The following is a 24,310-nucleotide window of genomic DNA, read 5'->3' on the forward strand; positions in this document are numbered from 1 at the left end:
CCGCGAGGACCGGTCGGGCACGATTATGATCCCCGGGCATAGGGGAGTCGAGAGGAAGGCGTTCTCGTGGTGGGGGTGGGTCAGACATTCGCCGAGTATCTGATCGAAGACGTGCTCGGCCAGGGCGGGATGGGCACCGTCTATCGGGCCAGGCACCCGCGTCTCCCCCGATCGGTCGCACTGAAACTGCTGCACCGCGCCGTGTCCCAGGACGAGGAACTGCGGCAGCGTTTCATCCGAGAAGCCAATGTCGTTGCCCGCCTGGAACATCCAGGGATCGTCGGGATATACGATCGCGGCACCCAGGACGGTCACCTGTGGATCTCCATGCAGTACATCGCCGGCACCGACGCGACACGACTCGACCACCGCTCGACTGCACCGGCACACGTCGTGCAGATCATCGCCGACACCGCCGACGCCCTCGACTACGCGCACAGCCAGGGCGTCCTGCACCGCGACATCAAACCAGCCAACATCCTTCTCGCCCCAGCACACTCGGGTCGGGCACCCCGCGCCGTGCTCACCGACTTCGGCATCGCTCGACTGCTCGGATCCGACACCAAACTGACCGCCACCGGAACCTTCACCGCCACCCTCGCCTACGCCTCACCCGAACAACTCTCCGGCGAACCGATCGACCACCGCGCCGACCAATACTCCCTCGCCTGCACGCTCTACACCCTGCTGGCCGGACAAACGCCATTCCCCTCGACCAACCCCGGCCAGGTCATCACCGGACATCTCACCAAACCCGTCCCACGGCTGAGCGAAAGCCGACCCGATCTACCGCCACCGCTCGACGACGTGATCGCCCGCGCGATGGCCAAGCAACGCCAGGACAGGTTCCCCAGCTGTGGCGAATTCGCCGCAGCCGCAACATCAGCCCTGCACGGCCAGCCCGCACTCGGCTCGCGACTGGCACCGACGGTGCTCAACTCGCCACCAGCACCGAGCCCGCCGCCGGCACCCGATCCGTGGCGTCGTGTCTCGCCGACCCGGCACAACCCGCAGCCAGATCGACGCACCGGCGATTCGATGTACCTGGAACCGATGTCCCCGGTCTCGCTGGCCCCTTCCCTGCCGCCGAGGGGCCGTGGCGCGAAATTCGCCGCCGTCCTGTCGCTGCTACTCGGCTTGATCGCCGTGATCCCCACCGTAACTGCGGTTTTCGGGCTGATAGTTGGGCACGGGCAGGCCTTCGACGACACCATCGGGCTGATCACGGGCGGGTTGATTTCAGCGTCGCTCGCGGTCCTGTTCATCGGCGGGTCCATCGCCCTGTTCGCCCGAAAGCGCCTCGGACGGTGGGCACTAGCGCTCGGTTCCGGAATCGTCTCGTTCGGCGCGGTCGCCCTTGTCGCCCAAGGCCTGGTCAGCACTGACCAGGCCATCCTGGCGATCGCCACCCCGGTGGCGTTGGTGTCCTTGACCGTGCTGTGGAATATGTTCTCGCCCTCGACAATCCGCTGGCTGGAACACGGACGTTCCGAACGCCGGTAGCGCCGCTCAGCTACGCGCCGCGAGAACGAGCGCGAATCGGTTGTCGGGGTCGGTCCATACCTGCTCGGTCTCGAAGCCTGCGGCAGCCAGCTCCGCGGCCAGGCCGTCGACGCGGAATTTGGCCGAGATCTCGGTGCGCAGCTGCTCGCCGCGGGCGAACTGCACGGTGAGATCCAGGTCGCGCACCGAAACGGTCATGTCTTCGGTGGCCGCCAACCGCATCTCGATCCATTCCTGCTCGGCGTCCCACAGCGCGATGTGCTCGAACTTCTCCGGTGCGAAGTCTGCGTTGAGGCGGGAGTTCAACACGTGCAGCACATTTCGGTTGAACTCGGCGGTGACGCCTGCCGCGTCGTCGTAGGCGGGGACGAGAACAGCAGGGTCGATGACCAGTCCTGCGCCGAGCAGTAGTTGCTCGCCGGGTTCGAGCACGTCGTAAATGCTGCCGAGGAATTCGGCGCGCTCGGCCGGAATCAGGTTGCCGATGGTACCGCCGAGGAAGGCGATCATCCTGCGGCCGCCACCGGGCAGGTTGTGCAGGGTATCGGTGAAGTCACTGACCACACCGTGCACGGCGAGCCCGGGGAATTCGGCCGCGATCTCGTCGGCCGCGGCACGCAGCGCCGAAGACGAGACATCCTGGGGCACATAGGTCTTCAGCGGCCCCTCGGCGGTCAGCGCGGTGAGCAGCAGCCGCGTCTTGGCCGCGGAGCCCGCGCCGAGCTCGACGAGCACCTCGGCCTGGGCGACCCTGGCGATCTCGCCCACCACCCGCTCCAGCAGTGCGCGTTCGGTACGCGTCGGGTAGTACTCGGGGAGCTCGGTGATCTGCTCGAACAACTCACTGCCGCGCGCGTCGTAGAACCACTTGGGCGGCAGCCACTTCGGCTCCGCGGTGAGGCCGAGCCTGGCGTCCGCGCGCAGTGCCGAGGTGAGGTCGTCGTCGGATAGGTGGATCTCCAGCGTGGGTGCGGTCATAGCGATGGGCCTTTCGTGCCGTTGGTCAAGGGGTCGATGGTGAGCCGCCCGGGGCGGGCGGTCACCAGACTGCGGTCGGGAATCGACTGCCACTGCGGATCGTCGTCGTAGGGTTCGGAGGCGAGCACGGCGACGGTGTCGGTGACCAGGGCGGACAGCGAGTGGTACACCGTTGTCGCCCACAGGGTTTCGCCGTCGCCGAGCAGGAGGTTCAGTCGCGCCGTCGGCGCGTGCCCGAGCACGGTGGCCGCCAGCAGGGCGAGGGCCGCCGCGGGCGATTCGAGGAAGCCGCCCGGCTCGACGCCTGCCAGCAACTGCCGCAACAACACCCAGAGCGTCGCGGCGTCGGTGGGTGCCTCCGCGTCGAGCAGCCGGATGGTCTCCAGCAGCCTGGTCGCGCCGAACTGGGTAGCGGCGGTGTCCAAGTCGGACGACACCGCGGACAGCACCGGTCGCCAATTCGGCACCACCCCGTTGTGGCTGAACGCCCAGCGGTCGGCGGTGAACGGCGCGCACGCGGCCCGCTCGATCGGCATGCCGACGGTGGCGGATCGGATCGAGCCGAGCACCGCGGTCGAATGCAGTTGCGGCAGTACCTCTTCCACCGCTGGGTCGGTCCAGATCGGCGCGGCGTTGCGGTAACGGCTGGCTACCCCGGCACGCCACCAGGCCACCCCGAACCCGTCGGCATTGATGGTGCCGCCGCCGCGCATGTCCTTCGGCGCCCACGCCTGGGTGCGCAGCGCGTGTGTGCCGGTCGTGAGCAGGTCACCGACGCCGACGGCCGGGCCGAGGTACCCGAGATGCCTGCACATCAGCCCTCCCCCTCGACCAGATCCCTGGCGAGCCGGAAGCCGGCGAAGATCTGCCGCCGGATCGGGTGATCCCAGTTGCGGAAGGTGCTGCGGCAGGCGACCGGATCGGTGCCGAAGGAGCCGCCGCGCAGCACGCGATAATCGCCACCGAAGAAGACCTCGGAGTACTCCCGGTAGGGGAAGGCACGGAAACCCGGGTACGGCTCGAAACCCGAAGCCGTCCACTCCCATACGTCGCCGATGAGCTGATGCACACCCGCAGGCGTCGCGCCCGCTGGATAGGCGCCGACGTCGGCCGGTTCCAGATGGCGCTGACCGAGATTCGCGGTGGTGTCGTCGGGTTCTGTTTCGCCCCACGGGAATCGGCGCACCGCGCCGGTGGCGGGGTCGTGCGTGGCGGCCTTCTCCCATTCGGCCTCGGTGGGCAACCGCTTGCCCGCCCAGTTCGCGTAGGCCTCGGCCTCGAACCAGCAGACGTGCACCACCGGCTGATTGGGGCGTAGCGGTGTCAGAACGCCGAAGACACGACGCCACCAATGACCTGCCGAATCGCGCTCCCAGAACTGCGGAGCGACCAGGCCTGCCTCCTGCCGATGCGCCCAGCCGCGGGTAGACCACAGCTCGGGGCGGTCGTAGCCGCCGTCATCGAGGAAGGCCAGGTACTGCGCATTGGTCACCGGTGCGGCGTCGATCGCGAAGCCGGGCAACCGCACGCGGTGTGCGGTGCGCTCGTTGTCGAGCGCCCACGGGTCGGTGCTGGTGCCCATGGTGAATTCGCCTGCGGGAATGACGACTTCACCGGTGACGGGCGCGGCGACGGTCGGCACGGCGAGCCCGGTCAGCACCGGCGCGCCGGTGCGCAGCTGATGGGTGGCCAGCATGGTCTCGTCGTGTTGCTGTTCGTGCTGGGCGATCATGCCGAAGGCGAAGCCGCCGTCGATCAACGGCGATCCGCGTAACGCACTGTGGTCGAGCACATCCCAGACCTTGTCGCGCACGGTGCCGACGTAGCCACGCGCCTGGGTCGGGTCGAGCAGCGGCAGGGTCGGGCGATTCGCGCGCGCATGCTTGAACGCGTCGTACAGCTCGTCGATGTCGGCACGGATCGGTTCCCGGCCGCCGACGTCGCGGACCAGCCACAGCTCTTCCTGATTGCCGATATGCGCGAGATCCCAGACCAGTGGGCTCATCAGCCGCGAATGCTGCGCGGTCAGTTCGGCTTCGTCCATGCCGTCGGTGAGGGTGAGGGTGCGCTGCCGCGCCCGTGTGAGCACGGCGGCGATCTGGTCGCGTAGGCGCTCGGTCGCGGAGTTGTCGGTGGCAGGCGAATGAATGGTCACGATAGGTCTCCGGTGGTAGTGCTTATCGGCTGCGGCCGTGGCACATCGTCCGATGCCAGGCCATGCCGAATCGGTGCGGCAGCATGCTGCTGATGTCCTCGGCCGAGCGGCCGACGACGGTGGTCGGCGCTGCGCCGACCTTTGCCTTTCACGAAGTGACTCCGGAACCGCCCGTCCCGTGCGCACCGGATTCCGCGGTGGGAATCCGGCCGTTGCGACATCGCTCGGCGGCGGCGTCGATCTCGCGCGCGGCGTCCGTGCCGCGCGCATTGGCAGCGGCCAGCCCGAGCAAATCGACGGCCACGGCACGAATGTCCAAGTCGGCCAGGCCGTATCGCGCGGCGTCGAGCCAGTGCCCGGCCAGCGGTGCGGCCAGGGCGGTCGCCTCGGCGATCACGGCACGGCTGGACAGCAGCGCGTCGAGGACATGGATGGGCACGGTCCAGCTGTCGCCGGGCTGGGCGTCGAGGTAGCGGACCTCCAGATACCCGGACGCACGCACCGGCGGGAACAGCGTGGTCAGGTGATAGTCGAGATCATGGCGATCGGGCCTGCGGCCCACCTCGTCGTCCAATGCGCCGGACAGCCAGTCGGCGAAGGTCGCCCCCGGCGGCGGCGACCAACTGAGGTCAGGCCCCGCGCCGTTGCCGTTGCCGGGATGCCCCTCGGTGTCGTCGGGTCTTCGGACGCACAGCAGCGGCACGTCGAGCGCCCACCGGCTGTAGCCGAGGATCGGATCCGGCCAATCCAGCAGCGGCGGGCGGGTCCTGGCGTTGTCGAGCCGCAGCCAGGCCCGCATCCGCTGGGAGGCCCATGCACCCGGCGGTGCGCTGTGCAGCACGGGCGAACAGGCGAAGGCGGCGAGCAGGGCCGGTCCCATGGCGTAGAGCGCGGTCCAGCGAGCGGTGACCTCGGCGCGATCAGCGCCCGCATCGACGCTGACCTGGGTCGCGGCGGTATTGCACATCATCAGCTTGCCGTAGGGGCCGATGCCGCCGAAGCTCTGTTCCATGGCGCGGTAGCGCGGCAACTGGAGCAGGCGTTCGGGGTGGCGGTCCGCGTCGGCGGCAGCGGAAACCATGCGGATGGATCGGGATTCGAGAAGGTCCCGCAGATGGCGGGCGTCGTCGCGGAGCGAGGAAGTCAGCTGCGCGGCATCAGCGAACGGTGCGCTGGATAGTTCGATTTGACCGCCGGGTTCGATGGTGACCCGGCTGCCCCCTGGCAACGCTAGCGCCGGAGAATCGGGGGCGATGGACCGTGGTGCGTAGGGTCCGAGGGCATCCGCAAGAGCAGTCAGCTGCGGACGCGGGGCGGCCGAGGGGCCTGACGCCGGACACTCACCCTGCACGGTGAGCCACTCGAGCTCGGCGCCGATCAGCGTGGGTGGGCCCTGCTTGAAGCAGACACCGCCGATATACGCCTCGGCGGCGGCCCGCGACCCTAGGTCTCCGTCGTGGATAACGCGACTGACCAGCTCTGAATGTTCCAGCGTGACCGCCATACCAACCTCCACCTGCTGTGCGAGCAACCGTGGCACCTGGTTGCCGTGGGTTCGTGTCCGCCGTGGTTCTTGTCCGCCGTTGTTCCGTTATCGCGGTGTTGCCGTCCCGTGTCCGGCACACAGCGATTCATCCAGAGTAGCGAGACCGACCGACAAGAAATCGACAAGAAGCGATCCCGGCCGTCCGGATAGGGTCGGAACCATGCTGGATCACGATCGTGTGCGAGCCGATACCCCCGGATGCGCACCGGGTACCGAACCGGGACTGGTGTTCCTCGACAGCGCCGGCTCATCGCTGCCCCCTCGGGTGGTTCTCGACACCACCGTCGGCCATCTGCGCAGGGAGGCCGAGGTCGGCGGCTACCGCGCCGCGAACGAACGCCTCGCCGATCTCGCCGCGGTGAAGACCTCGATCGGCACGCTGATCAATGCGGCGCCGACCAGTATCGCGCTGAGCGACAGCGCATCTCGGTCGTGGGCCGACTTCTTCTACGCGATCCCGCTCGCCGAGGGCGATCGCATTCTCATCTCCGAAGCCGACTACGCGAGCAACGCCATCGGGGCACTGCAGCGCGCCCGCGCCACCGGGGCCACGGTGGAGACGATCCCGAGCGACGGCAACGGACAGCTCGATCTCGACGCGTTGACCGCGCTGGTCGACGAACGGGTCAAGGTGGTGTCGGTGCTGCACGCACCCACCAACGGCGGCCTGGTGAACCCGGCCGCGGAAGCCACCCGGATCGCGCATTCGGTGGGTGCGCTGGTGTTGCTGGACGCCTGTCAGTCGACCGGACAACTCCCGATCGACGTGGCCGAACTCGACGTCGACGCGCTCTCGGCGACCGGACGCAAGTGGTTGCGCGGCCCGCGCGGCACCGGATTCCTTTACGTCCGGCCGGAATTGGCGGCATCGATGGAACCGCAGCGGCTCGATCTGCACAGCGGGGCATGGACCGGCCCCGACGAGTACCGGCTCGCACCGGATGCCAGTCGCTTCGAGTTCTGGGAGCACGATGTGGCCGGGCGACTCGGGCTCGGCGCCGCCGTCGACTATCTGCTCGAGCTCGGCCCCGACAATGTCTACGCCGCCGTCGCCGCCCGCGCCGAGCACCTGCGCACGCGCTTGCCGGAGGTCGACGGGGTGACCGTGCGCGATCTCGGCGTCCGGCGCAGCGGCATCGTGTCGTTCACGGTGGCAGGCATGGACTCCGTCGAGGTGCGCGATCGACTTGCCGCACAAGACATCACGGTGACCGTGAGTCACGCGGGCTCGACCTTGCTAGACATGACCTGGCGTGGACTGGCCTCCGTGGTGCGTGCCTCGCCGCACTGTTTCGTGAGCTTCGAGGAACTGGATCGTTTTGTCGCCGCGGTGGCCGCATTGCGTTGACCACGAGGCCGACTCCGTCGCGCTACCGTCGCAGGGAACCGAATCCGTTCAGGCCAAGTGCAATTCGAGTTCGCGGTCGACCAGTGCGCGGATGTCTACCGATGGACCGATCAGGTGCAGGCTGCGATTCGCGTACAGCGTTGCGATGCCGTGCATGCTCGTCCACAGCGCGAACGCGCGGAACTCGGGATCAGGCACGCCGGGATGCGCCGCGGCGACCAGGGTCGCGAAGCGGCCGAACAGCGGCACCGTGGTCGCCCGCAGATTCTCGCCGGAGCCCTCGAGCAGGTCGTGCCGGAACATCAGGCCGAACATCTCCGGCCGCAGCCTGGCGAACTCGACGTACTCGATGCTCATGCGCGCCAAGCGATCCCGCGGGTTCGTCGCCTCGATCGCGGCGAACCGGTCGATCAGATCGGCGAACCCGCGCGCCGCGACGGCGGCGAGCAGCGCACGATGCGTCGGGAAGTGCCGCCGCGGCGCCCCATGGGAGACGCCGGCGGCCCGCGTGATCGCGCGAAGTCCCAATTGCGCCGCGCCGACCTCTTCGAGTAGCTCGACACCCGCGTCGACCAGCCGCTCCCTGAGCGGCTCACGCTGATCCATGCAGACATTGTCTACGGCTGCCATCCGAACTCCCTCGCCGGGTGTAGACACTGTCTACTCTCCTGCGGTAGACAGTGTCTACACATTCACTCCGGGAGGTCTCACGTGTGGTACTGGCTCTTCAAGTACGTGCTGGTCGGCCCAGCACTTCGGCTGCTCGGCAGGCCGGACATCGAAGGGCTCGACCAGGTTCCGCGCACCGGACCGGTGATCATCGCGGCCAACCATCTCGCGTTCATCGACTCGCTGTACCTGTGCCTGGTGCTGCCGCGGCGGGTCACCTTCCTGGCCAAGCAGGAGTACTTCACCGGCACCGGCCTGCGCGGGCGCTGCCAGCGGTGGTTCTACACGGTGTCCGGCCAGGTGCCGGTCGACCGGACCGGCGGTAGCGCCGCGGCCGACGCACTCGCCGCCGCCACCCGGATCCTCGAATCCGGCGGCATCTGGGCCATCCATCCCGAGGGCACCCGCTCCCCGGACGGGCGCATCTACCGCGGCCGCACCGGCACGCTGCGCGTCGCGCTCGCGACCGGCGCCCCGCTGATCCCGGTCGCCATCTCCGGCACCGACCACGTCAATCCGCGCGGTAAACGACTGCTGCGCTTCGGCAAGGTCCGCATCAGCTTCGGCGCCCCGCGCTACTACCTGCCCGTCGAGGCCGACCCTCGTGTCGTTGCCAGGACCGCAACCGATGAGCTCATGCGCGAGCTGGCCACCCGCACTGGCCGCCACTACGTCGACCATTACGCCGCCACTTTCCGCGGCTAGAAAAGGCACATTCCGCCCGCTCTGTCCGGTTTTCCGCGACACTCCAGCAAACCAAGACACGCGGGAAAGGGGTTAACGCCACGCCGGAATGGCGGGATAGTTGGTTGCAGGTCGGCAGGCGACCGACAGCAACGTGATGAGGGAGTCGACGTTGAGCAGGTTCACCGACGAGATGTATGCGACGGCGCAGGCGTCGACCCGGGGGTTGGTGACCGGCGAACCAGCCGCACCGCTGCGCCAGACGTGGGGGGAGATCCATCGGATCGCGCGCAAGATGGCGGGCGGCCTCGCCGCGGCGGGCATCGGGCACGGTGATGCCGTCGGCGTGCTCGCAGGCATGCCGGTCGATATCGCGCCCGCCTGCCAGGCCATCTGGATGCGCGGCGCGTCGATCACCATGCTGCACCAGCCGACCCCGCGCACCGACCTGGTGGTCTGGGCCCGCGACACCGAGGCCGTGCTGACCATGATCGAGGCGCGCGCGGTGGTGCTCGGCGCCCCGTTCGAGGCGGCCGAGCCGTTGCTGCGCGAGCGCGGCATCACCGTGGTGCGCATCGACCAGCTGCGCGACGGCACCGACACCGATCCGGTGCCGACCACCGAGGACGATATCGCCTTGCAGCAGTTGACCTCCGGATCGACCGGGTCACCCAAGGCGGTGCGGATCACGCACGGCAACTTCTTCGTCAACGCCTACGCCATGTTCGACCGGGTGAAGTTCCAGCTCGACGACGACGTGATGATCAGCTGGCTGCCGCTGTTCCACGACATGGGCATGGTCGGATTCCTCAGCGTCCCCATGCAAATCGGCGCCGAGGTGGTGTGCGTGACGCCGCTGGACTTCCTGATGCGCCCGCTGCTGTGGGCCGACCTGATCGACAAGTATCGCGGCACCGTCACCGCCGCACCGAATTTCGCGTACTCGCTGCTGGCCCGCAGGCTGAAGCAGGCCGACGACGGCGCGTTCGACCTCAGCAGCGTCCGCTACATGTGGAACGGCGCGGAGCCGGTCGACCCGGACACGATGGAGGCGCTTGCACAGGCAGGCAAGCGCTTCGGGCTCAACCCGATGGCGCTGACACCGGTCTACGGCATGGCCGAAACCACACTGGCCGTGTCGATTCCGGATCCCGGCCGGGGTCAGGTGCTCGACGTGATCGACGCCGACCTGCTCGACGCGCTCGGCAAGGCCGTTCCGGTGCCCGACGAACACGGGCACCCGGGCAACATCCGCAGGCTGCCGACGCTCGGCTATCTGGTCGACCATCTGGAGGGCCGGGTCGTCGACGCGGAGCGCCAGACGCTGCCGACCCGCTCCGTCGGCCTCATCGAATTACGGGGCCCGGCAGTCACTTCCGGCTATGTCACGGTCGAAGGGTTCCGTCCGGCGCAGGACGCCGCGGGCTGGATCGACACCGGCGACATCGGGTACTTCACCGAGGAGGGCCTGATCGTGGTGTGCGGCCGGATCAAGGACGTGATCATCATGGGCGGCCGCAACATCTACCCCACCGACATCGAACGCGCGGCTACCCGAGTGAAGGGCGTGCGGCCCGGCAATGCGGTGGCCGTGCGCCTGGACGCCGGGCAGAAGCGGGAAAGTTTCGCCGTTGTGGTGGAGAGCAACGACCATCAGAACCCCGAGGAGGTCAAGCGCATCGAGCGCGAGATCGTGCACGCGGTGTTCTCCGAGGTCGGCGCCAGGCCACGCACCGTCGCCATTCTCGGCCCCGGCGCACTGCCCAAGACCTCCTCCGGCAAGCTGCGCCGCGCGGCCACCGCCATCCACCTGCGCTGAAGGACCGCGGCGATGAATTCGCGCCGCGGGCATCGTCTGTACTGATATCCGCGAGAAGGAGATCAGTGATGCCCGAGCTCGAACCCGTTGCCGTCCTCAACCCGGATTTCAGCACCGCAGGCGCCACCGCGCCCCGTTGGTCCTCGGTCGCCGAGGTGCTGGCCACCTCGGAGATGTTCTGGCTGTCCACCACTCGGCGCGACGGCAGGCCGCACGTGACGCCGCTGCCCGCGGTCTGGCACGACGGCAGCCTGCACATCTGCACCGGCGACAAGGAACAGAAGTCGGTGAACCTGGCCGCCGAACCGCGGTGTGTGCTCAGCACCGGCACCAACACGATGAACGCAGGCCTCGACGTGGTGCTGGAGGGCACGGTCGCCCGCATTACCGATCCGGCGACGCTGCATGAGCTGTCCGCGCTGTGGAAAGCCAAGCTGGACTGGGACTTCGCCGTGGTCGACGGCGGTTTCCACGACGGAAGGGGCGGCACCGCGCTGGTGTTCGCGATCGCCCCGGAAAAGGTGCTCGCCTTCAGCAAGGGCGAGCCGTTCAGCCAAACCCGTTACCGCTTCAGCTGACTGGCCGACTCGACATCGAGAAACGGTGCCTGCGTGGCGAATTCGCCACGTCAGCGGTCAATGCACTTGGTTCTGCGCGGTTTCCAGACCGACACGCAGCAGGAGTTCCACCGCGTCGGCGGCCTGCTCGACGATCACCGGCACCTCTTTGCGCTCCGGCGCCGCGAACGGCTTGAGCACATAGTCGGCGGGATCCTGTCGACCAGGCGGGCGGCCGATGCCGATCCTGGTCCGCAGATAGTCCTTCGTGGTGAGGGCGCTCGACACCGAGCGGAGCCCGTTGTGCCCGCCTTCGCCGCCGCCGCGCTTGAGCTTGATCTCGCCGAATGGAAGATCGAGCTCGTCGTGCACGACGATCACCTCGGTCGGCGGCACAGAGAAGAACTTCGCGAGCGCGGCGACCGGGCGGCCGGACAGGTTCATGAAGGACCGCGGCTTGGCGATCAGCACCTGACGGCCGTCGAGCCGGGCCTGCAGCAGGTCGGCGCCGGACTTCTTGTGCACGGTAAAACGGCCGCCGACGCGCTCCGCGAGCACGTCGGCGACCAGAAACCCCACGTTGTGCCGGGTCCGCTCGTATTCGGCGCCTGGATTACCCAGTCCGACAACGAGCGCGGGCCCGGTGGATTCGGTCATCGAGATGAACCGATTCCGTAGTTCTTACTCGGCGCTCTCGGCGGCAGCCTCTTCCGCCTCGGCGGACGACTGCGGCGCGGCGATCACGTTGACGATCAGCGTCTCGGCGTCGATGTTCAGCGTGACGCCCTTCGGCAGCGGCAGCGAACCGGCGTTGATCTGAGTGCCCGCCTCGACGCCCTCGACCGAGACCTCGATGGACTCGGGGATGTTCATCGCGTCGGACTCGATGGAGATGGTGGTGACGTCCTGGGTGACCAGGGTGCCGGAGGCCGCGTCGCCGGTGATGATGATGTTGACGTCGGCGGTGACCTTCTCACCCTTCTTGATGATGAGCAGGTCGGCGTGCTCGATGTAGCGGCGAATCGGGTGCACCACAACGGATTTGGTCAGCGCGAGCTGCTTCTTGCCGTCGATGACGAGGTTGAGCACCGCGTTGGTGCCGTGCTCGCGCAGGATGGCGGAGAAGGCCTGGGCGTTGACCGACAGGTGCTGCGGGTCGGCCTGGTGGCCGTACAGGACGGCGGGAACGTTGCCGGCCCGACGGGTACGGCGGGCGGCACCCTTACCGAACTCGGTGCGGACGGCGGCTTCGAGAAGGTTGGCGTCGGACATGACTGGATCTACTCCCTACGGCTGTTCCGGGCTGTCAACAGTGCGCCAGGGACTGTTATCCGCCCTGGCTAGGTTGGTCTACTCGTCGGGCGAAGAACAAACGAGGACGGCCGGAAGCCGAGCCGCGTCGATCACGGTGAACGCAAATCTGGTCTGCGGTCACCCTCGCCGAGACAACCCGGACACTGTACCGCAAGGGTTATGCGCAGATGGAATCGGGTGGTCAGAGTAGGTCGTGTCGCGGCCATATCGATCCAGTAGATTAGAGCGGTTGCCGATCGGACGTCTGTGAAAGGTTGTTCTGTTGACCGCCTCCCCTGAGGGACTGCCCGCCGAGGTTTCCCGACGGCGTACGTTCGCGGTGATCTCGCACCCCGACGCCGGCAAGTCGACGCTCACCGAGGCGCTCGCGCTGCACGCCAGGATGATCTCCGAGGCGGGCGCCATCCACGGCAAGGCCGGGCGCCGCTCGACCGTCTCGGACTGGATGGAGATGGAGAAGGCGCGCGGCATCTCGGTCAGTTCGACCGCGCTGCAGTTCAATTACCGCGCCGAGGGCTCCGACATCGACAACGTGATCAACCTCGTCGACACGCCCGGCCACTCCGATTTCTCCGAGGACACCTACCGGGTGCTCACCGCCGTCGACGCCGCGGTGATGCTGATCGACGCCGCGAAGGGCCTGGAGCCGCAGACGCTCAAGCTCTTCCAGGTCTGCAGGCATCGCGGCATCCCGGTGATCACCGTGATCAACAAGTGGGACCGGCCAGGCCAGGCGCCGCTGGAACTGCTCGACGAGATCAACGAGCGAATCGGACTCACCCCGACGCCGCTATTTCTCCCGGTCGGCATCGCGGGCGACTTCCGCGGGCTGCTTCGCCGCGGCGACGAGGGCGCCGCGCTCGAATACATCCACTTCACCCGCACCGCGGGCGGCGCGACCATCGCGCCGGAGGAGTCGCTGACCCCGGCCGAAGCCGAGGCGCGCGAGGGCGAGGCGTGGACGACCGCGGCCGAGGAGAGCGAGCTGCTCTCCGCGACCGGGCAGGACCACGATCAGGAACTGTTCCTCGCCGGGCAGACCTCTCCGGTCATCTATGCCTCGGCGATGCTGAATTTCGGTGTGCGGCAGCTGCTGGAGACGCTGGTGGCGCTGGCGCCCGCGCCCGGCGCGCGCGACGACGTGAGCGGTAAGCCGCGCACGACCACCGAGCCGTTCAGCGCGGTGGTGTTCAAGGTGCAGGCAGGCATGGACGCCGCGCACCGGGACCGGCTGGCGTTCATGCGGATCGTGTCCGGCGAGTTCGAGCGCGGCATGGTGGTGACGCACGCGCAGACCGGCCGCCCGTTCGCGACGAAATACGCGCTGACGGTGTTCGGCAGGGAACGCAACACCGTCGACACCGCCTACCCCGGCGACGTGGTCGGCCTGGTCAACGCGACGGCACTGGCCCCTGGCCACACACTGTTCGTGGACAAGAAGGTGGAGTTCCCGCCGATCCCGTCCTTCGCGCCGGAGCACTTCGCCGTGCTGCGCGCCGAAAGCGCAGGCAAATACAAGCAGTTCCGCAAGGCCATCGACCAGCTCGATTCCGAAGGCGTTGTCCAGGTGCTGCGCAACGACATTCGCGGCGACGCCTCGCCGGTGCTCGCGGCCGTCGGCCCGATGCAGTTCGAGGTGGTCACCGCGCGCATGCTGACCGAGTTCAACGTCGAGACCAGGATGGAGAACCTGGCCTACACGCTGGCGCGGCGCACCGACACCGCCTCGGCCGACGAGCTCGGCAGGCAGCGCGGCGTCGAGGTGTTCCTGCGCAGTGACGGGGTGCTACTCGCGTTGTTCAGCGACAAATGGCGGCTGCAGTACATCGAGAAGGAATTCCCGAAGCTGACGCTCGAGCCCTTGGTCGCGACGGCGGACTGAGAGCTGAGCGTCAGCGCCGGAGGAGGTAGCGCAGCGTCACCACGTAGGCGTAGCGAAGCCCTCCATCGGCGCTAGCTTCACCCCGCTTCCGGTTCGCGTCGCATCGGCGGCGCGCCCGGGTCGCGTTCGATGGTTGACATGCCGTCCTCGCGGGCGATGAGCCCCCAGCGACTCGAGGTGAGCCGCAAGCTCGGCAGATCGCTGAGCGAGAGCACGACTTCATAGGTGCGTTCGTAACCGGTGTGCGAAATTCGCCATTGCCCGTCGTCGCAGCGCACATATTCGTCGGAGTAAAAGGCCGCGCCGCGCAGCAGCATGTTGTGGCCGGGGATGAGCACGGTGTCGGCGAGGTACCAGGTGCCGATCGCGGTGTCGCCGTCGACGTCGATCTCGGGATGGTCGCAGCGGTGCTCGGTGATGACGTGCGGGCCGAGGGTGTTGCGCATGAACGCGAGAAACGCGTCGCGCGATTCGAACTGGAGGTACTCGCTGTAGGTGGCGGTCGCCTCGGGAATCATGGTGTCGGCGAACTCATCCCAAGACTTGGTGTCCAAGCTGCGGAGGTAGCGGAACTTCAATCTGCTTATCGCGGTGATGTCATCGAGTCTGCGGTCGTCGACGGGCGCTCCCCGGGTCCGTCGCTCCTGCGCACCGATCTCGATCCCCGGTTCGCCTGGTGGTGCCGAGGTACTTCGCTCTGTTGCCACGTCGTCGTGCCGCTGTTGCTCCGGCCCACCACCCGCGCTCGGGTCGCCGCGGCCCTGCCCGCCGGTTCCCTGATTCATCCCTCAACAATCCCATCCAAAGCCCGATGGCTACACCAATTACGAGATTTGTACCCTCCGTGTCTGCTACCCAAGGCACGGCGACGGCGGCCCCCCGTTGTTTTACGGTGTCACTGTTCACGGGACATTCCGACGTCGATCAACTACGGACGGGGCAAACCAACGACGCCGCGGCGCGGCGGCGAACGCGATCAGTTTCCGATGGTGAAGCAGGTACGGCAGAAATCTTCACCGAACTCGGTGAGGCGCAGCGATTTGCGCACAATTTTCGGTGCGCGGCCCGCCTTCTTCAGTGCCGCCTCGACCACCGGCTGCACCTCGAGCACCATGTATCGGCTCAGCACCACCGGGTCGTCGGAGATCAGCGTGAGCCCGAGCCGGTTGAGGTTGATCAGATAGGGGCGCGACCGGTCCGGGTAGCGCACGCCCGCCTGCTCGGGCACCGAGGTCAGATCACCCTGCACCAGTTCGGATCCGATGCCGAGCGGCCGGTTGGTCCGCACATCGACCGAGGGCTGCGCGCCGTTCTGCGCCATGAAGCGCAGGATGCGCGCCTCGTCGGGGGCGAGCTCGTCGAGAATCCGGTCGTAGGCCGGATGCACGTCTTCGGTGAAATACACGTCGGCGGAGCGAGCGAGCAGCGCGTCGCCGCGCCTGCGTAGCTCGTCGGTGCTCGCCGAGCGCAGATAGGAGCCGACGGCGAGGGCCTGCTGCTGGCCGCCGTGGTTGTTCGCCGGACCGTTCGGCGTCGGCACATAGCTCACGATCTCGCGGACCGAGCCCTCGGTGACGCCGAGCGCGCTACGGGCTATGGAGCGCAACGCATTTCCGGTCCGCTCCGCGATATCGGCCGACGACTCGCCGTCCAGCGCGGCCTGGGTGATCTCCTTGGTGACCTCGAACGTGGTGCCGACCGCCCACTGCCCGCCCCGCACCACGGTGCCCGCCGCGAGCCCCGCCGCGCGGAAGACGCCGCGAATCAGCCGCGCCTCATTGCTGATCTGCCGTTGTTCGACATCCGCGCTGCGCTCCACGGAGCGGGAACCGGCTCGGGTGATGTCCTGTCCGGTCCTGTCGTCTGCCACGTCATACTCCGATATCGCCAGGTGAACGAATCCGCCCCACAGATTACTGCCCCCTGTGTCGCTGGTCATTGTCGCCGCCGGGCTCCGGCGATGCGGCATTGCAGACAAACACTGTGACCGATATCTCCGCATGCGGGACTGTGGGTCCGCGCACTCGAGGTGGACCCAGTTCCTCTGATCACAATAGAGTCCCGATGCCGACGGGGTGCTACTTTGAGGTGCCGGTGAGGCGGCGGTCACCGGTGTGTCGGCAGGAGGGTGTCGTGTTAGAGAGTGTGTTCGGAATCCACCCGACAATCCTGCTAGAGCTTCTGACAATCCCACTATTCACGGGGATCATCGGCTACATCACCAACTGGACCGGCGTGCTCATGCTGTTCCGGCCGATCGCGTTCCACGGTTTCCGGCTACCCGGATTGAAGGCGCTGTACCCGTTCCTGCCCAAACGAATTCAAGTGCTCCCGCTGCTCAGCTACGACGGGCGATTCGGCTGGCAGGGCATCGTGCCGTCGCGTGCGGACAAGATGGCAAGCATCGCGGTGGACAAGGGCCTGGCCAAACTCGGTAGCGTCGCCGATTTTTATCGCGAACTGGAGCCGGACAAGCTCGCCGAACATCTCGCCAGCATCGCCGACGCACAGATCCAGGACATCGTCGAAGAAATTCTCAAACGGGAACACCCGCAGCTCTGGTACAACCTGCCGACCCAAGTGCGCGAGATGGTGCACGCGAGGGTCAGGCAGCAACTTCCGGATATTTTGCGCGAGCTGACAGATGAATTGGGCGCGAATATTGATCAACTGCTCGACGTGAAGCAGATGGTCATTCGTTACTTCCAGGCAAGGCCGCAACTGCTCAACACACTGTTCCAAGTGCTCGGTGCGAAAGAGTTGCGATTCATGATCAACTTCGGCTTCTGGTTCGGCGCGCCGATGGGCGCCGTACTGGTAGCGATCCTGCATCTCACCGGCTGGTCGACGCTGGTGGTGCTGCCGATCGGCGGCGTGGTCATCGGCTGGACCGTCAACTGGGTCGGCATCAACATGATCTTCGCGCCCGCCTACCCGAAGTGGTGGTGCCCGTGGCGGCGCGGCCTGCTGATCAAGCGCCAATCCGAAATCACCGACGGGTATGCCGAATTGGTGTCCAGCCAGGTGATGACGGTGGCCAACATCGGCGACGAGCTGCTCAACGGCCCGCGCTCGGACCGCACCATGCAGATGCTGGAGGACACCCTGCGCCCGGCCGCCGACCGCGCGCTCGGGCCTGCCAGGCCCGCCGTGAAGTTCATGCTCGGCAGCCGCGAGTACGACTCGCTGCAGTCGACGCTGACCACCGAGGCGATGGCCATCGCCCCCATCGCCTTCGCCGACCCCGAGTTCAACGTCCGCCAGGGCAGGCAGATCAACCAGTACATCGCCAGGCAGATGGCGGCGCTGAAGCCGCCGGACTTCGTCGACATGCTGCGCTCAGCCATCAAGCAGGACGAGTGGCTGCTTTTTCTCCATGGCGGCGTGTTGGGGCTGTTCGCCGGATACGCTCATATCCTGATTTTCGGAACGGGAGTGGCGACCACATGGCTGTAGCGAAATCCGACCCTGGCGACGATGCCGGGGCCGCCGGGCATCCTCCCGAGGCCGTCGCGCCGTCGACGGAGCTCGCCCGACGGCCGGACAGCGAGGTCGCACGGATCGACGAATCACCTTCGCGGGTGCCGGTTCCCATTGCGACCGTGCGCGCGGCCACCGGCGTGGCCAGGGTCGCATGGAGCGCGTTCACCGGCGTGACGGCGTGGAGCCTCGGCACCGCGGTGGGGGTCACCTCGACCGTCGTCGCGCGCAGCATTCAAGGGGTGTCGCCGCGAGAAGTGCTGGCGGAGGCCGAATCCGAGGTGCGCGATCGGATGCGCCAGGCGCTCGGACTGCCCGAAGTCCCGAATGAGCCTGCCGCGCATGCCGTTCCCACGCTGCGCGAGCAGGGCGCCGCGCTGCTGCGGTGGTCGCCGAGCACGAACGACGAGGACGAGAACCATCCGGCGTTCGCGGGCATGCTCGCCGAGCTGACGCCGGACGAGGCACGAGTGCTGCGCTTCCTGCATCTGGACGGCCCGCAGCCCTCGATCGACATCCGCACCGGACGGCCGCGCGCGCTCGGCGCCGAACGCCTCGGGTCCATGCTGACGCTGGTCGGCGAGCAGGCCGGGCTGCGCTTCCCGAACCGGATCCAGCAGTACCTGACCAACCTGCGCAGGCTCGGCCTGATCGAGCACGAGCGGGAGCCCGTCGGCAACCCGCAGCGGTATCAGCTGCTGGAGGCGCAGACCACGGTGCGAGAGTTGTTGAAGCGCTCCGGTTTCGGCACCAAGGTCATCTACCGCAGCGTGGCGCTGACCGGTTTCGGCACCGACTTCGTGCGCACCTGCCTGCCGGTGGCGATCCAAGACGACCGCGCGGCAGGGCATTAACGCACCTTCCGCGAATCCGCACTCTCTCCGTGGATCCGCACCCGTTCCGGACTGCTGGAACCGGTGCGGATCGACAGAAGGGGTGCGAACTACGCGCCGTCCGCGAGTTCCATCCACCGTTCTTCGGCCGCTTCCTTGTCCGCGACGACCTGCTTCAGCTCGGCATTGAGGGTGACGAGCTTGTCCGGGTCCGTGGCCGCGGCGGCCAGTGCGTCGTGCAGCTTGCGCTCGCGATCGTCGAACTTCTCGATGGCGCGTTCCAGCCTGGACAGTTCCTTGCGGGCGGCGCGCTGTGCGGCCGCATCGGTCACCGGCGCGGACTTGGCGTCCGCGGCGCCTGCGCGGGCCGGGGTAGCGGCGAGCGTCGCGCGCTTCTTCAGGTATTCATCGATGCCACCGGGCAGATTGGTGAGCTTGCCGTCGCCGAACAGCGCCCAGGTCGTATCGCAGATGCGCTCGATCAGGTAGCGGTCGTGGCTGATGACGACCAGCGTGCCCGCCCAGTTGTCGAGCAGGTCCTCCAGCTGCTGCAGGGTGTCGATGTCCAGGTCGTTGGTCGGCTCGTCGAGCAGCAGCACGTTCGGTTCGGCCATCAGGATGCGGGTCAGCTGCAGCCTGCGCCGCTCGCCACCGGACAGATCGCCGACCGGGGTGCGCTGGCGGGCCGGCGTGAAGCCGAGCCGTTCGGCCAATTGACCGGCGGAGATCTCCTTGTCGCCGAGCATGATTCGCTGCGCGATCTGTTGCACCGCCTCCAGCACACGCATATCGGTCGGCAGGTCGTCGAGTTCCTGCCGCAGCCAACCGATCTGCACCGTCTGGCCCTGAATGCGCTTGCCGACAGCCGGTTCCGCGTCGCCGGCCAGCGTGCGCAGCAGCGTCGTCTTGCCGGAACCGTTCACGCCGACCAGACCGACCCGCTCCCCCGGCGCGAGCCGCCAAGTCAGGTCGCGCACCAGCTCCCGGCCGTCCGGGGTGGTCAGCGTGGTGTCCTCGAGCTCGATGACGACGCGCCCCAGGCGCTTTCGCGCGAACGCGGCCAGCGAGACGCTGTCGCGCGGCGGCGGCACGTCGGCGATCAGCGCCTCGGCCGCCTCCACCCGGTAGCGCGGTTTGGAGGTGCGAGCCTTCGCGCCGCGGCGCAACCAGGCCAGTTCCTTACGCGCCAGGTTGGCGCGCCGCGCCTCGGAGGCATCGGCCTGCCGTGCCCGTTCGGCGCGGGCGAAAATCCAGTCGCCGTAACCGCCCTCGTAGCTTTCCACCTTGCCGCCGACGACCTCCCAGGTGTTGGTGGCGACGGTGTCGAGGAACCAGCGATCGTGGGTCACCACGACGAGCGCGCTGCGCCTGCCGAGCAGATGCGCGGCGAGCCACTGCACGCCCTCGACGTCGAGATGGTTGGTCGGCTCGTCGAGGACGAGCAGGTCGAGATCGCGAACCAGCGCGGCGGCCAAGGCAACTCGGCGGCGCTCGCCACCGGAGAGGTTGTCGATCGAGGTCTCCAGGCCGAGCCCGGCGATGCCGATGCCCTCCATCACCGAGCGGATGCGCGGGTTGGCGGCCCATTCGTGTTCGGCGACATCGTCGGGTCCACCCGTCGCACGACCGCTCCCGATGTCGTCGGCCAGACCGGCGAGCACCACCGAGCCGACGGTCGAACCAGGGGGCAGCACACCGCGTTGCGTCACCACGGCCAGGCGCAGACCACCGACTCGGCTGACCCGTCCGCTGTCCGGCGGCTCCAGTCCGGTGAGCACCTCGAGCAGGGTGGTCTTGCCACCACCGTTCAGACCGACCACCCCAATGCGCTCGCCAGCGTGCACGCCGAGCGAGACGTCGTCCAGTAGCGGGGTGATCCCGAAGCTCTTGGAGACTTGTTCGAGGTTGATCAGGTTGGACATAGAACCTTCCGGTCTAGCGGTGATGGGCCAGCTGCCTGCCCCTGGCAAGCGTACTGAGCCGTCGCTCGCACACCCTCGCCCCTCTCCTCTTGCGGAACGAACGGCGTTCGTCTACAGTCGAGTCAACGAACGACGTTCGTTACGAACATAGTTAGTCAGACAGGCGCTCCCCGGAACCACAGCCGCAGAATGGGAGCCCCACCTCGACCTACCGAGGTGTGCGAGGGCGGCACGAATCCGTCTTTCTCCCTGGAGGTTCTCATGCACGTCGGCCTTGGCCTGCCCATCTCCGATTCCACCCGGCTGCTCGACTGGGCCCGTCGCGCCGATGCAGGCCCGTTCAGCACGCTCGGCCTGCTCGACCGGCTCGTCTACGACAACCCCGAACCACTCGTCGCGCTCGCGCTGCTCGCCGGCGCAACAACCCGCATCACGCTGCAAACCGAGGTGCTGATCGCGCCGCTGCGCGAACCGACCCTGCTCGCCAAACAAGCCGCGACACTGGACCGCATGTCCGGTGGGCGCTTCGTGCTCGGCCTCGGCGTCGGCGGCCGCGCGGACGATCACCTCGCCTCCGGCACCGATCTCCGCACCCGAGGACGTCGACTCGACGAACAGCTCGCTGTGATGCGCCGCGTTTGGTCCGGTGCGCCGTACAGCGCCGAGTGCGGCCCGATCGGGCCCGCTCCACTGCGCGCAGAAGGTCCCGAGTTGCTCTTCGGCGGCTTCCAGCCTGCCGCCCTCGAACGGGTAGGCCGTTGGGGCGGAGGCTTTCTCGCGGCCGCCGCACCCTCATGGGCCGCAGGCCTTTTCGACACCGTCCGCCGCTCATGGACCGACAACGGCCGCGCCGGACAGCCACGCATCGTGGCCCAGGTCAACGTCGCGCTCGGCAGCCGAGAGCTGATCGAGGACGCCCGCGCCTCGATGGGCGGCTACTACGAGTTCAGCGGTCGCGCCGACTACATGCTCGACGGGATGCTCACCACTCCCGACGAGATCCGTGCTGCCATCAAGCAGTTCGATGATCTCGGGGCCGACGAGGTGATGCTGTACTGCTACGGCCGCGACGCCGACCAGGTCGATCGCCTGGCCGACGTGGTCGCCTGAATCACGAAAGAGCCACCCGCGGTGCCACCCTTGCGGCACGGCAATGCCGACACTCAGCGCTTGCCAGGGGTTTCGCTACTGAGGATGCGGGCGCCGGGAACCGGGCCGCTGGCGGTCCGAACGCTCCGACACACCCCGGCCCCCGCGAGTTCCGCAGCCACCGATACCGCGGATTCCTCACTCTCGCAGAGGAATGCACAGGTGGGACCGGAGCCGGAGACCAGACCGGCCAGCGCGCCCGCATTGACACCGGCACGCAGCGTCCGGCGCAGCCCCGGCTCCAGCGACAACGCCGCCGCCTGCAGGTCGTTACCCAGCAGCGGCGCAAGCTGTTTCGGGTCACCGAAGGCCAACGCCTGCATCAACTGTTGCGGCTCACCGAGCTTTGGCGGCGTGCCGTGCGCGCGCAGCCGGTCGAGCTCGGCGAAGACCGCGGGCGTGGACAGACCGCCCTTGGCCAACGCGAGCACCCAGTAGAAGGTGTTGCGGGACAACACCGGAAGCAACCGCTCGCCCCGTCCGGTGCCGAGCGCCGTACCGCCGTGCAGCGCGAACGGCACATCGCTGCCGAGTTCGGCGGCAATGGCGGCGAGTTCGTCGCGACTGAGGCCCAAGTCCCAGAGTTCGTTGAGTCCGACGAGCGCCGCGGCGGCATCGGCGCTGCCACCCGCCATCCCGCCCGCCACCGGAATGCCTTTGGCGATGGCGATTTCCACCAGCGGCGCCCTGCCCGCCAGATGCGCGAGCCGGACGGCCGCCTTCCACACCAGGTTGGTGCGGTCGGTCGGCACCGCGGCGGCGCCTTCGCCGGAGACCCGCACCGTCATCGAGGCGGCGGGGGTGATCTCCAGATCGTCGCTGAGCGACAGCGCCTGGAAGACCGTTGTCAGGTCGTGAAAGCCATCGGCACGCAGGTCACCGACTCCGAGATGGAGGTTCACCTTGGACGGTGCCCGCACGGTGATCGGGCTCGGCACAACTGACAGCACGGTGCCCAAGCCTAACCGGTGGGTCCGACGGACGCGCGCCGCTGCCTCGGCCTTTCCAAGCGGCAGCAATCATCCGGTCACAGCAACGCGCCGCCGGTCGCGTCGATCCATTGGCCGGTGACCCAGCGGCCGTCTTCCGACGCGAGAAATCCGACGACATCGGCGACCTCGGCGGGTTGGGCGAGCCGCCGCAGCGGGGACATCGCCGTGACGGCCGCCACCATGTCCGGGTCGTTCAGGAAGGACGCGTTCATATCGGTGTCGACGATGCCCGGCGCGACGGCGTTCACCGTGATGCCGCGCACCCCGACCTCTTTGGCAAGCACGTTGGTCATCGCGTTGATCGCGCCCTTGGTCATCGTGTACGCGATGAGTTCCGGCATATGCGCTCCGTGAGTGAGGCCGGTGGAGATGTTGATGATCCGGCCGCCGTCGCGGAGTCGGTCGAGCCCGAACTTGGTGACGAAGAACGGCGCCTTGGTGTTGACCGCGAAGACCCGGTCGAACGCGGCCTCGTCGGTGCCAGCGATCGGTTCCCGGACGCCGTCGATGCCCGCGTTGTTGACGATGATGTCGACGCCGTCGGCGTGCGCGTCGAAGGCAGCCCACAGCGTCGCGGCGTCGTCGGGCACACCCAGTTCGGTGCGAATCGCGAAGGCCGCGCCGCCCGCGGCCTCGATGGCGGCGACGGTGTCCTTGGCCGCCTCCTCGTTCCCGTTGTAGTGGACCGCAACCCGCGCCCCATCCCGTCCGAGCCGTTCGGCGATGCCACGGCCGATGCCACGGCTGCCACCGGTCACCAATGCGGTCTTGCCTGCCAGTGCGCTCATCGTGCGCTCCTTTCTCTAGCGATCACTACAGAACGGACAGTAGCATATTCTCTAGCGCTCGCTATAAAATAGAAAAATGGGGACGACAACCCGCGGCAGGCCGCGCTCCTTCGACCGGGATGCCGCGCTGGACAAGGCCACCCGGCTGTTCTGGGCGCGCGGCTACGAGGCCACCTCCATCGGCGACCTGACCGCGGCGATGGGCATCGGCGCACCGAGCCTCTACGCGGCCTTCGGCGACAAGGCCACGCTGTTCAACGAGGTGGTGCAGTCCTACGGCGCGCGCTACGGCCTGTTCATCCCGCGCGCGCTCGCCGAAGAGCCGACGGCCGAGGCGGCCATGCGACGGGCAATGCGGGAGGCGGCCACCGAATACACCCGGCCCGACTGGCCGCACGGCTGCCTGGTGATCAGCGCGGGCATCAACACCACAAGCGCAACGATCGCGGAGTCACTACGGGCGATGCGCAACGCGAACATCGGGATGTTCACGGCGCGAATCCAGGCCGATATCGACGCGGGCATCCTGCCCGCCGAACTCGACGCGGCCGTCATGGCGCGCTACATCGGGACTGTGCTGCAAGGGATGTCGCAGGCGTCGAGGGACGGCGCGACCCGAGCAGAACTGGAGAAGGTTGCCGAGTTGGCCATGCACGGCTGGGGCCGAGTGGACTAGCAGCCGAGGCACCGG

At 67.8% G+C, this 24,310-nt stretch carries 22 protein-coding genes; 10 read left to right on the forward strand and 12 right to left on the reverse strand.

Annotation, left to right across the window (positions count from 1 at the left end; translation table 11 throughout):
* The first annotated feature begins 75 nt into the window (after positions 1-75).
* Complete coding sequence (locus ACGFNJ_RS10510) at positions 76-1,503, forward strand: protein kinase (RefSeq protein ID WP_393445724.1); 1,428 nt, start codon at positions 76-78, stop codon at positions 1,501-1,503.
* A 6-nt stretch (positions 1,504-1,509) separates the two neighbouring features.
* On the opposite strand, the gene egtD is transcribed toward ACGFNJ_RS10510, so the two are convergent.
* The 4 genes from egtD to egtA all read right to left on the reverse strand — a co-directional run bounded on the left by egtD (position 1,510) and on the right by egtA (position 6,140).
* On the reverse strand, positions 1,510-2,481 hold the full coding sequence (egtD, locus tag ACGFNJ_RS10515; RefSeq protein ID WP_393445726.1) for an L-histidine N(alpha)-methyltransferase: 972 nt from the start codon (positions 2,479-2,481) through the stop codon (positions 1,510-1,512).
* A complete protein-coding gene (gene egtC / locus ACGFNJ_RS10520) occupies positions 2,478-3,296 on the reverse strand; it encodes an ergothioneine biosynthesis protein EgtC (RefSeq protein ID WP_393445728.1) in 819 nt (272 codons plus the stop codon). The genes egtD and egtC overlap by 4 nt, the downstream gene beginning before the upstream one ends.
* Positions 3,296-4,636 (reverse strand): ergothioneine biosynthesis protein EgtB, encoded by a 1,341-nt coding sequence (gene egtB, locus ACGFNJ_RS10525; protein ID WP_393445730.1) that lies wholly within the window; start codon positions 4,634-4,636, stop codon positions 3,296-3,298. Before egtB ends, egtC begins: the two co-directional genes overlap by 1 nt.
* 148 nt (positions 4,637-4,784) lie before the next feature.
* Complete coding sequence (egtA, locus tag ACGFNJ_RS10530) at positions 4,785-6,140, reverse strand: ergothioneine biosynthesis glutamate--cysteine ligase EgtA (protein WP_393445732.1); 1,356 nt, start codon at positions 6,138-6,140, stop codon at positions 4,785-4,787.
* Positions 6,141-6,342: 202 nt separating this feature from the next.
* On the opposite strand from egtA, the gene ACGFNJ_RS10535 reads away from it, so the two are divergent.
* Positions 6,343-7,530 (forward strand): aminotransferase class V-fold PLP-dependent enzyme, encoded by a 1,188-nt coding sequence (locus tag ACGFNJ_RS10535; RefSeq protein ID WP_393445734.1) that lies wholly within the window; start codon positions 6,343-6,345, stop codon positions 7,528-7,530.
* A gap of 48 nt (positions 7,531-7,578) precedes the next feature.
* Here the strand turns inward: ACGFNJ_RS10535 and ACGFNJ_RS10540 are convergent, their stop codons facing one another.
* Positions 7,579-8,160, reverse strand: a complete 582-nt coding sequence (locus ACGFNJ_RS10540; RefSeq protein ID WP_393445736.1) for a TetR/AcrR family transcriptional regulator — start codon at positions 8,158-8,160, stop codon at positions 7,579-7,581.
* 81 nt (positions 8,161-8,241) lie between these two features.
* Here ACGFNJ_RS10540 and ACGFNJ_RS10545 point away from each other — a divergent pair, with 81 nt between their 5' ends.
* The 3 genes from ACGFNJ_RS10545 to ACGFNJ_RS10555 all read left to right on the forward strand — a co-directional run bounded on the left by ACGFNJ_RS10545 (position 8,242) and on the right by ACGFNJ_RS10555 (position 11,280).
* Positions 8,242-8,904, forward strand: a complete 663-nt coding sequence (locus ACGFNJ_RS10545) for a lysophospholipid acyltransferase family protein (RefSeq protein WP_393445738.1) — start codon at positions 8,242-8,244, stop codon at positions 8,902-8,904.
* A 151-nt stretch (positions 8,905-9,055) separates the two neighbouring features.
* Positions 9,056-10,702, forward strand: a complete 1,647-nt coding sequence (locus ACGFNJ_RS10550) for a fatty acyl-AMP ligase (protein WP_393445740.1) — start codon at positions 9,056-9,058, stop codon at positions 10,700-10,702.
* A 68-nt stretch (positions 10,703-10,770) separates the two neighbouring features.
* Entirely contained in the window at positions 10,771-11,280 is a 510-nt protein-coding gene (locus ACGFNJ_RS10555; protein WP_393445742.1) for a pyridoxamine 5'-phosphate oxidase family protein, read from the forward strand.
* 57 nt (positions 11,281-11,337) lie between these two features.
* Here the strand turns inward: ACGFNJ_RS10555 and pth are convergent, their stop codons facing one another.
* Entirely contained in the window at positions 11,338-11,916 is a 579-nt protein-coding gene (pth, locus tag ACGFNJ_RS10560; RefSeq protein ID WP_069162317.1) for an aminoacyl-tRNA hydrolase, read from the reverse strand.
* Positions 11,917-11,940: 24 nt separating this feature from the next.
* A complete protein-coding gene (locus ACGFNJ_RS10565) occupies positions 11,941-12,531 on the reverse strand; it encodes a 50S ribosomal protein L25/general stress protein Ctc (protein WP_069162316.1) in 591 nt (196 codons plus the stop codon).
* Between the two features lie 304 nt (positions 12,532-12,835).
* Here ACGFNJ_RS10565 and ACGFNJ_RS10570 point away from each other — a divergent pair, with 304 nt between their 5' ends.
* A complete protein-coding gene (locus ACGFNJ_RS10570) occupies positions 12,836-14,455 on the forward strand; it encodes a peptide chain release factor 3 (protein ID WP_393445745.1) in 1,620 nt (539 codons plus the stop codon).
* Positions 14,456-14,532: 77 nt separating this feature from the next.
* Here the strand turns inward: ACGFNJ_RS10570 and ACGFNJ_RS10575 are convergent, their stop codons facing one another.
* The gene (locus tag ACGFNJ_RS10575) at positions 14,533-15,111 is read right to left on the reverse strand and encodes a nuclear transport factor 2 family protein (protein WP_393445939.1); all 579 of its coding nucleotides are present in this window, start codon (positions 15,109-15,111) and stop codon (positions 14,533-14,535) included.
* A gap of 320 nt (positions 15,112-15,431) precedes the next feature.
* Positions 15,432-16,325 (reverse strand): Abi-alpha family protein, encoded by an 894-nt coding sequence (locus tag ACGFNJ_RS10580; RefSeq protein WP_393445747.1) that lies wholly within the window; start codon positions 16,323-16,325, stop codon positions 15,432-15,434.
* A gap of 68 nt (positions 16,326-16,393) precedes the next feature.
* Between ACGFNJ_RS10580 and ACGFNJ_RS10585 the strand changes: the two genes are divergently transcribed.
* Positions 16,394-17,911 (forward strand): hypothetical protein, encoded by a 1,518-nt coding sequence (locus tag ACGFNJ_RS10585; protein WP_393445749.1) that lies wholly within the window; start codon positions 16,394-16,396, stop codon positions 17,909-17,911.
* Positions 17,902-18,789, forward strand: a complete 888-nt coding sequence (locus ACGFNJ_RS10590) for an Abi-alpha family protein (protein WP_393445751.1) — start codon at positions 17,902-17,904, stop codon at positions 18,787-18,789. Before ACGFNJ_RS10585 ends, ACGFNJ_RS10590 begins: the two co-directional genes overlap by 10 nt.
* Before the next feature lie 89 nt (positions 18,790-18,878).
* Here the strand turns inward: ACGFNJ_RS10590 and ACGFNJ_RS10595 are convergent, their stop codons facing one another.
* The gene (locus ACGFNJ_RS10595; RefSeq protein ID WP_393445753.1) at positions 18,879-20,690 is read right to left on the reverse strand and encodes an ABC-F family ATP-binding cassette domain-containing protein; all 1,812 of its coding nucleotides are present in this window, start codon (positions 20,688-20,690) and stop codon (positions 18,879-18,881) included.
* 261 nt (positions 20,691-20,951) lie between these two features.
* Between ACGFNJ_RS10595 and ACGFNJ_RS10600 the strand changes: the two genes are divergently transcribed.
* Positions 20,952-21,800, forward strand: coding sequence for an LLM class flavin-dependent oxidoreductase (locus ACGFNJ_RS10600; RefSeq protein ID WP_393445755.1), 849 nt, complete (start codon positions 20,952-20,954; stop codon positions 21,798-21,800).
* Positions 21,801-21,853: 53 nt separating this feature from the next.
* Here ACGFNJ_RS10600 and ACGFNJ_RS10605 read toward each other — a convergent pair whose 3' ends face one another.
* Both ACGFNJ_RS10605 and ACGFNJ_RS10610 read right to left on the reverse strand, forming a co-directional pair.
* The gene (locus ACGFNJ_RS10605; protein WP_393445757.1) at positions 21,854-22,789 is read right to left on the reverse strand and encodes a 4-(cytidine 5'-diphospho)-2-C-methyl-D-erythritol kinase; all 936 of its coding nucleotides are present in this window, start codon (positions 22,787-22,789) and stop codon (positions 21,854-21,856) included.
* A gap of 77 nt (positions 22,790-22,866) precedes the next feature.
* Entirely contained in the window at positions 22,867-23,619 is a 753-nt protein-coding gene (locus tag ACGFNJ_RS10610) for an SDR family oxidoreductase (protein WP_393445759.1), read from the reverse strand.
* A 76-nt stretch (positions 23,620-23,695) separates the two neighbouring features.
* Between ACGFNJ_RS10610 and ACGFNJ_RS10615 the strand changes: the two genes are divergently transcribed.
* Positions 23,696-24,295 carry a TetR/AcrR family transcriptional regulator gene (locus ACGFNJ_RS10615; RefSeq protein WP_393445761.1) on the forward strand — a complete coding sequence of 200 codons (600 nt, stop codon included), beginning with the start codon at positions 23,696-23,698 and terminating at the stop codon, positions 24,293-24,295.
* The last annotated feature ends 15 nt before the right edge of the window (positions 24,296-24,310 follow it).

The sequence above is a fragment of the Nocardia sp. NPDC049149 genome, assembly GCF_043197455.1.
In the GTDB taxonomy this organism is placed as follows: Bacteria; Actinomycetota; Actinomycetes; order Mycobacteriales; family Mycobacteriaceae; genus Nocardia.

What these genes read in the sequence shown, in the direction of transcription:
- egtC (WP_393445728.1), bottom strand. Translation starts at nt 3,296, where the DNA reads ATGTGCAGGCATCTCGGGTACCTCGGCCCGGCCGTCGGCGTCGGTGAC.
- ACGFNJ_RS10540 (WP_393445736.1), bottom strand. Translation starts at nt 8,160, where the DNA reads ATGGCAGCCGTAGACAATGTCTGCATGGATCAGCGTGAGCCGCTCAGG.
- ACGFNJ_RS10595 (WP_393445753.1), bottom strand. Translation starts at nt 20,690, where the DNA reads ATGTCCAACCTGATCAACCTCGAACAAGTCTCCAAGAGCTTCGGGATC.
- ACGFNJ_RS10600 (WP_393445755.1), top strand. Translation starts at nt 20,952, where the DNA reads ATGCACGTCGGCCTTGGCCTGCCCATCTCCGATTCCACCCGGCTGCTC.
- ACGFNJ_RS10610 (WP_393445759.1), bottom strand. Translation starts at nt 23,619, where the DNA reads ATGAGCGCACTGGCAGGCAAGACCGCATTGGTGACCGGTGGCAGCCGT.
- ACGFNJ_RS10535 (WP_393445734.1), top strand. Translation starts at nt 6,343, where the DNA reads ATGCTGGATCACGATCGTGTGCGAGCCGATACCCCCGGATGCGCACCG.
- egtD (WP_393445726.1), bottom strand. Translation starts at nt 2,481, where the DNA reads ATGACCGCACCCACGCTGGAGATCCACCTATCCGACGACGACCTCACC.
- pth (WP_069162317.1), bottom strand. Translation starts at nt 11,916, where the DNA reads ATGACCGAATCCACCGGGCCCGCGCTCGTTGTCGGACTGGGTAATCCA.
- ACGFNJ_RS10590 (WP_393445751.1), top strand. Translation starts at nt 17,902, where the DNA reads ATGGCTGTAGCGAAATCCGACCCTGGCGACGATGCCGGGGCCGCCGGG.
- ACGFNJ_RS10565 (WP_069162316.1), bottom strand. Translation starts at nt 12,531, where the DNA reads ATGTCCGACGCCAACCTTCTCGAAGCCGCCGTCCGCACCGAGTTCGGT.
- ACGFNJ_RS10615 (WP_393445761.1), top strand. Translation starts at nt 23,696, where the DNA reads ATGGGGACGACAACCCGCGGCAGGCCGCGCTCCTTCGACCGGGATGCC.
- ACGFNJ_RS10555 (WP_393445742.1), top strand. Translation starts at nt 10,771, where the DNA reads ATGCCCGAGCTCGAACCCGTTGCCGTCCTCAACCCGGATTTCAGCACC.
- egtA (WP_393445732.1), bottom strand. Translation starts at nt 6,140, where the DNA reads ATGGCGGTCACGCTGGAACATTCAGAGCTGGTCAGTCGCGTTATCCAC.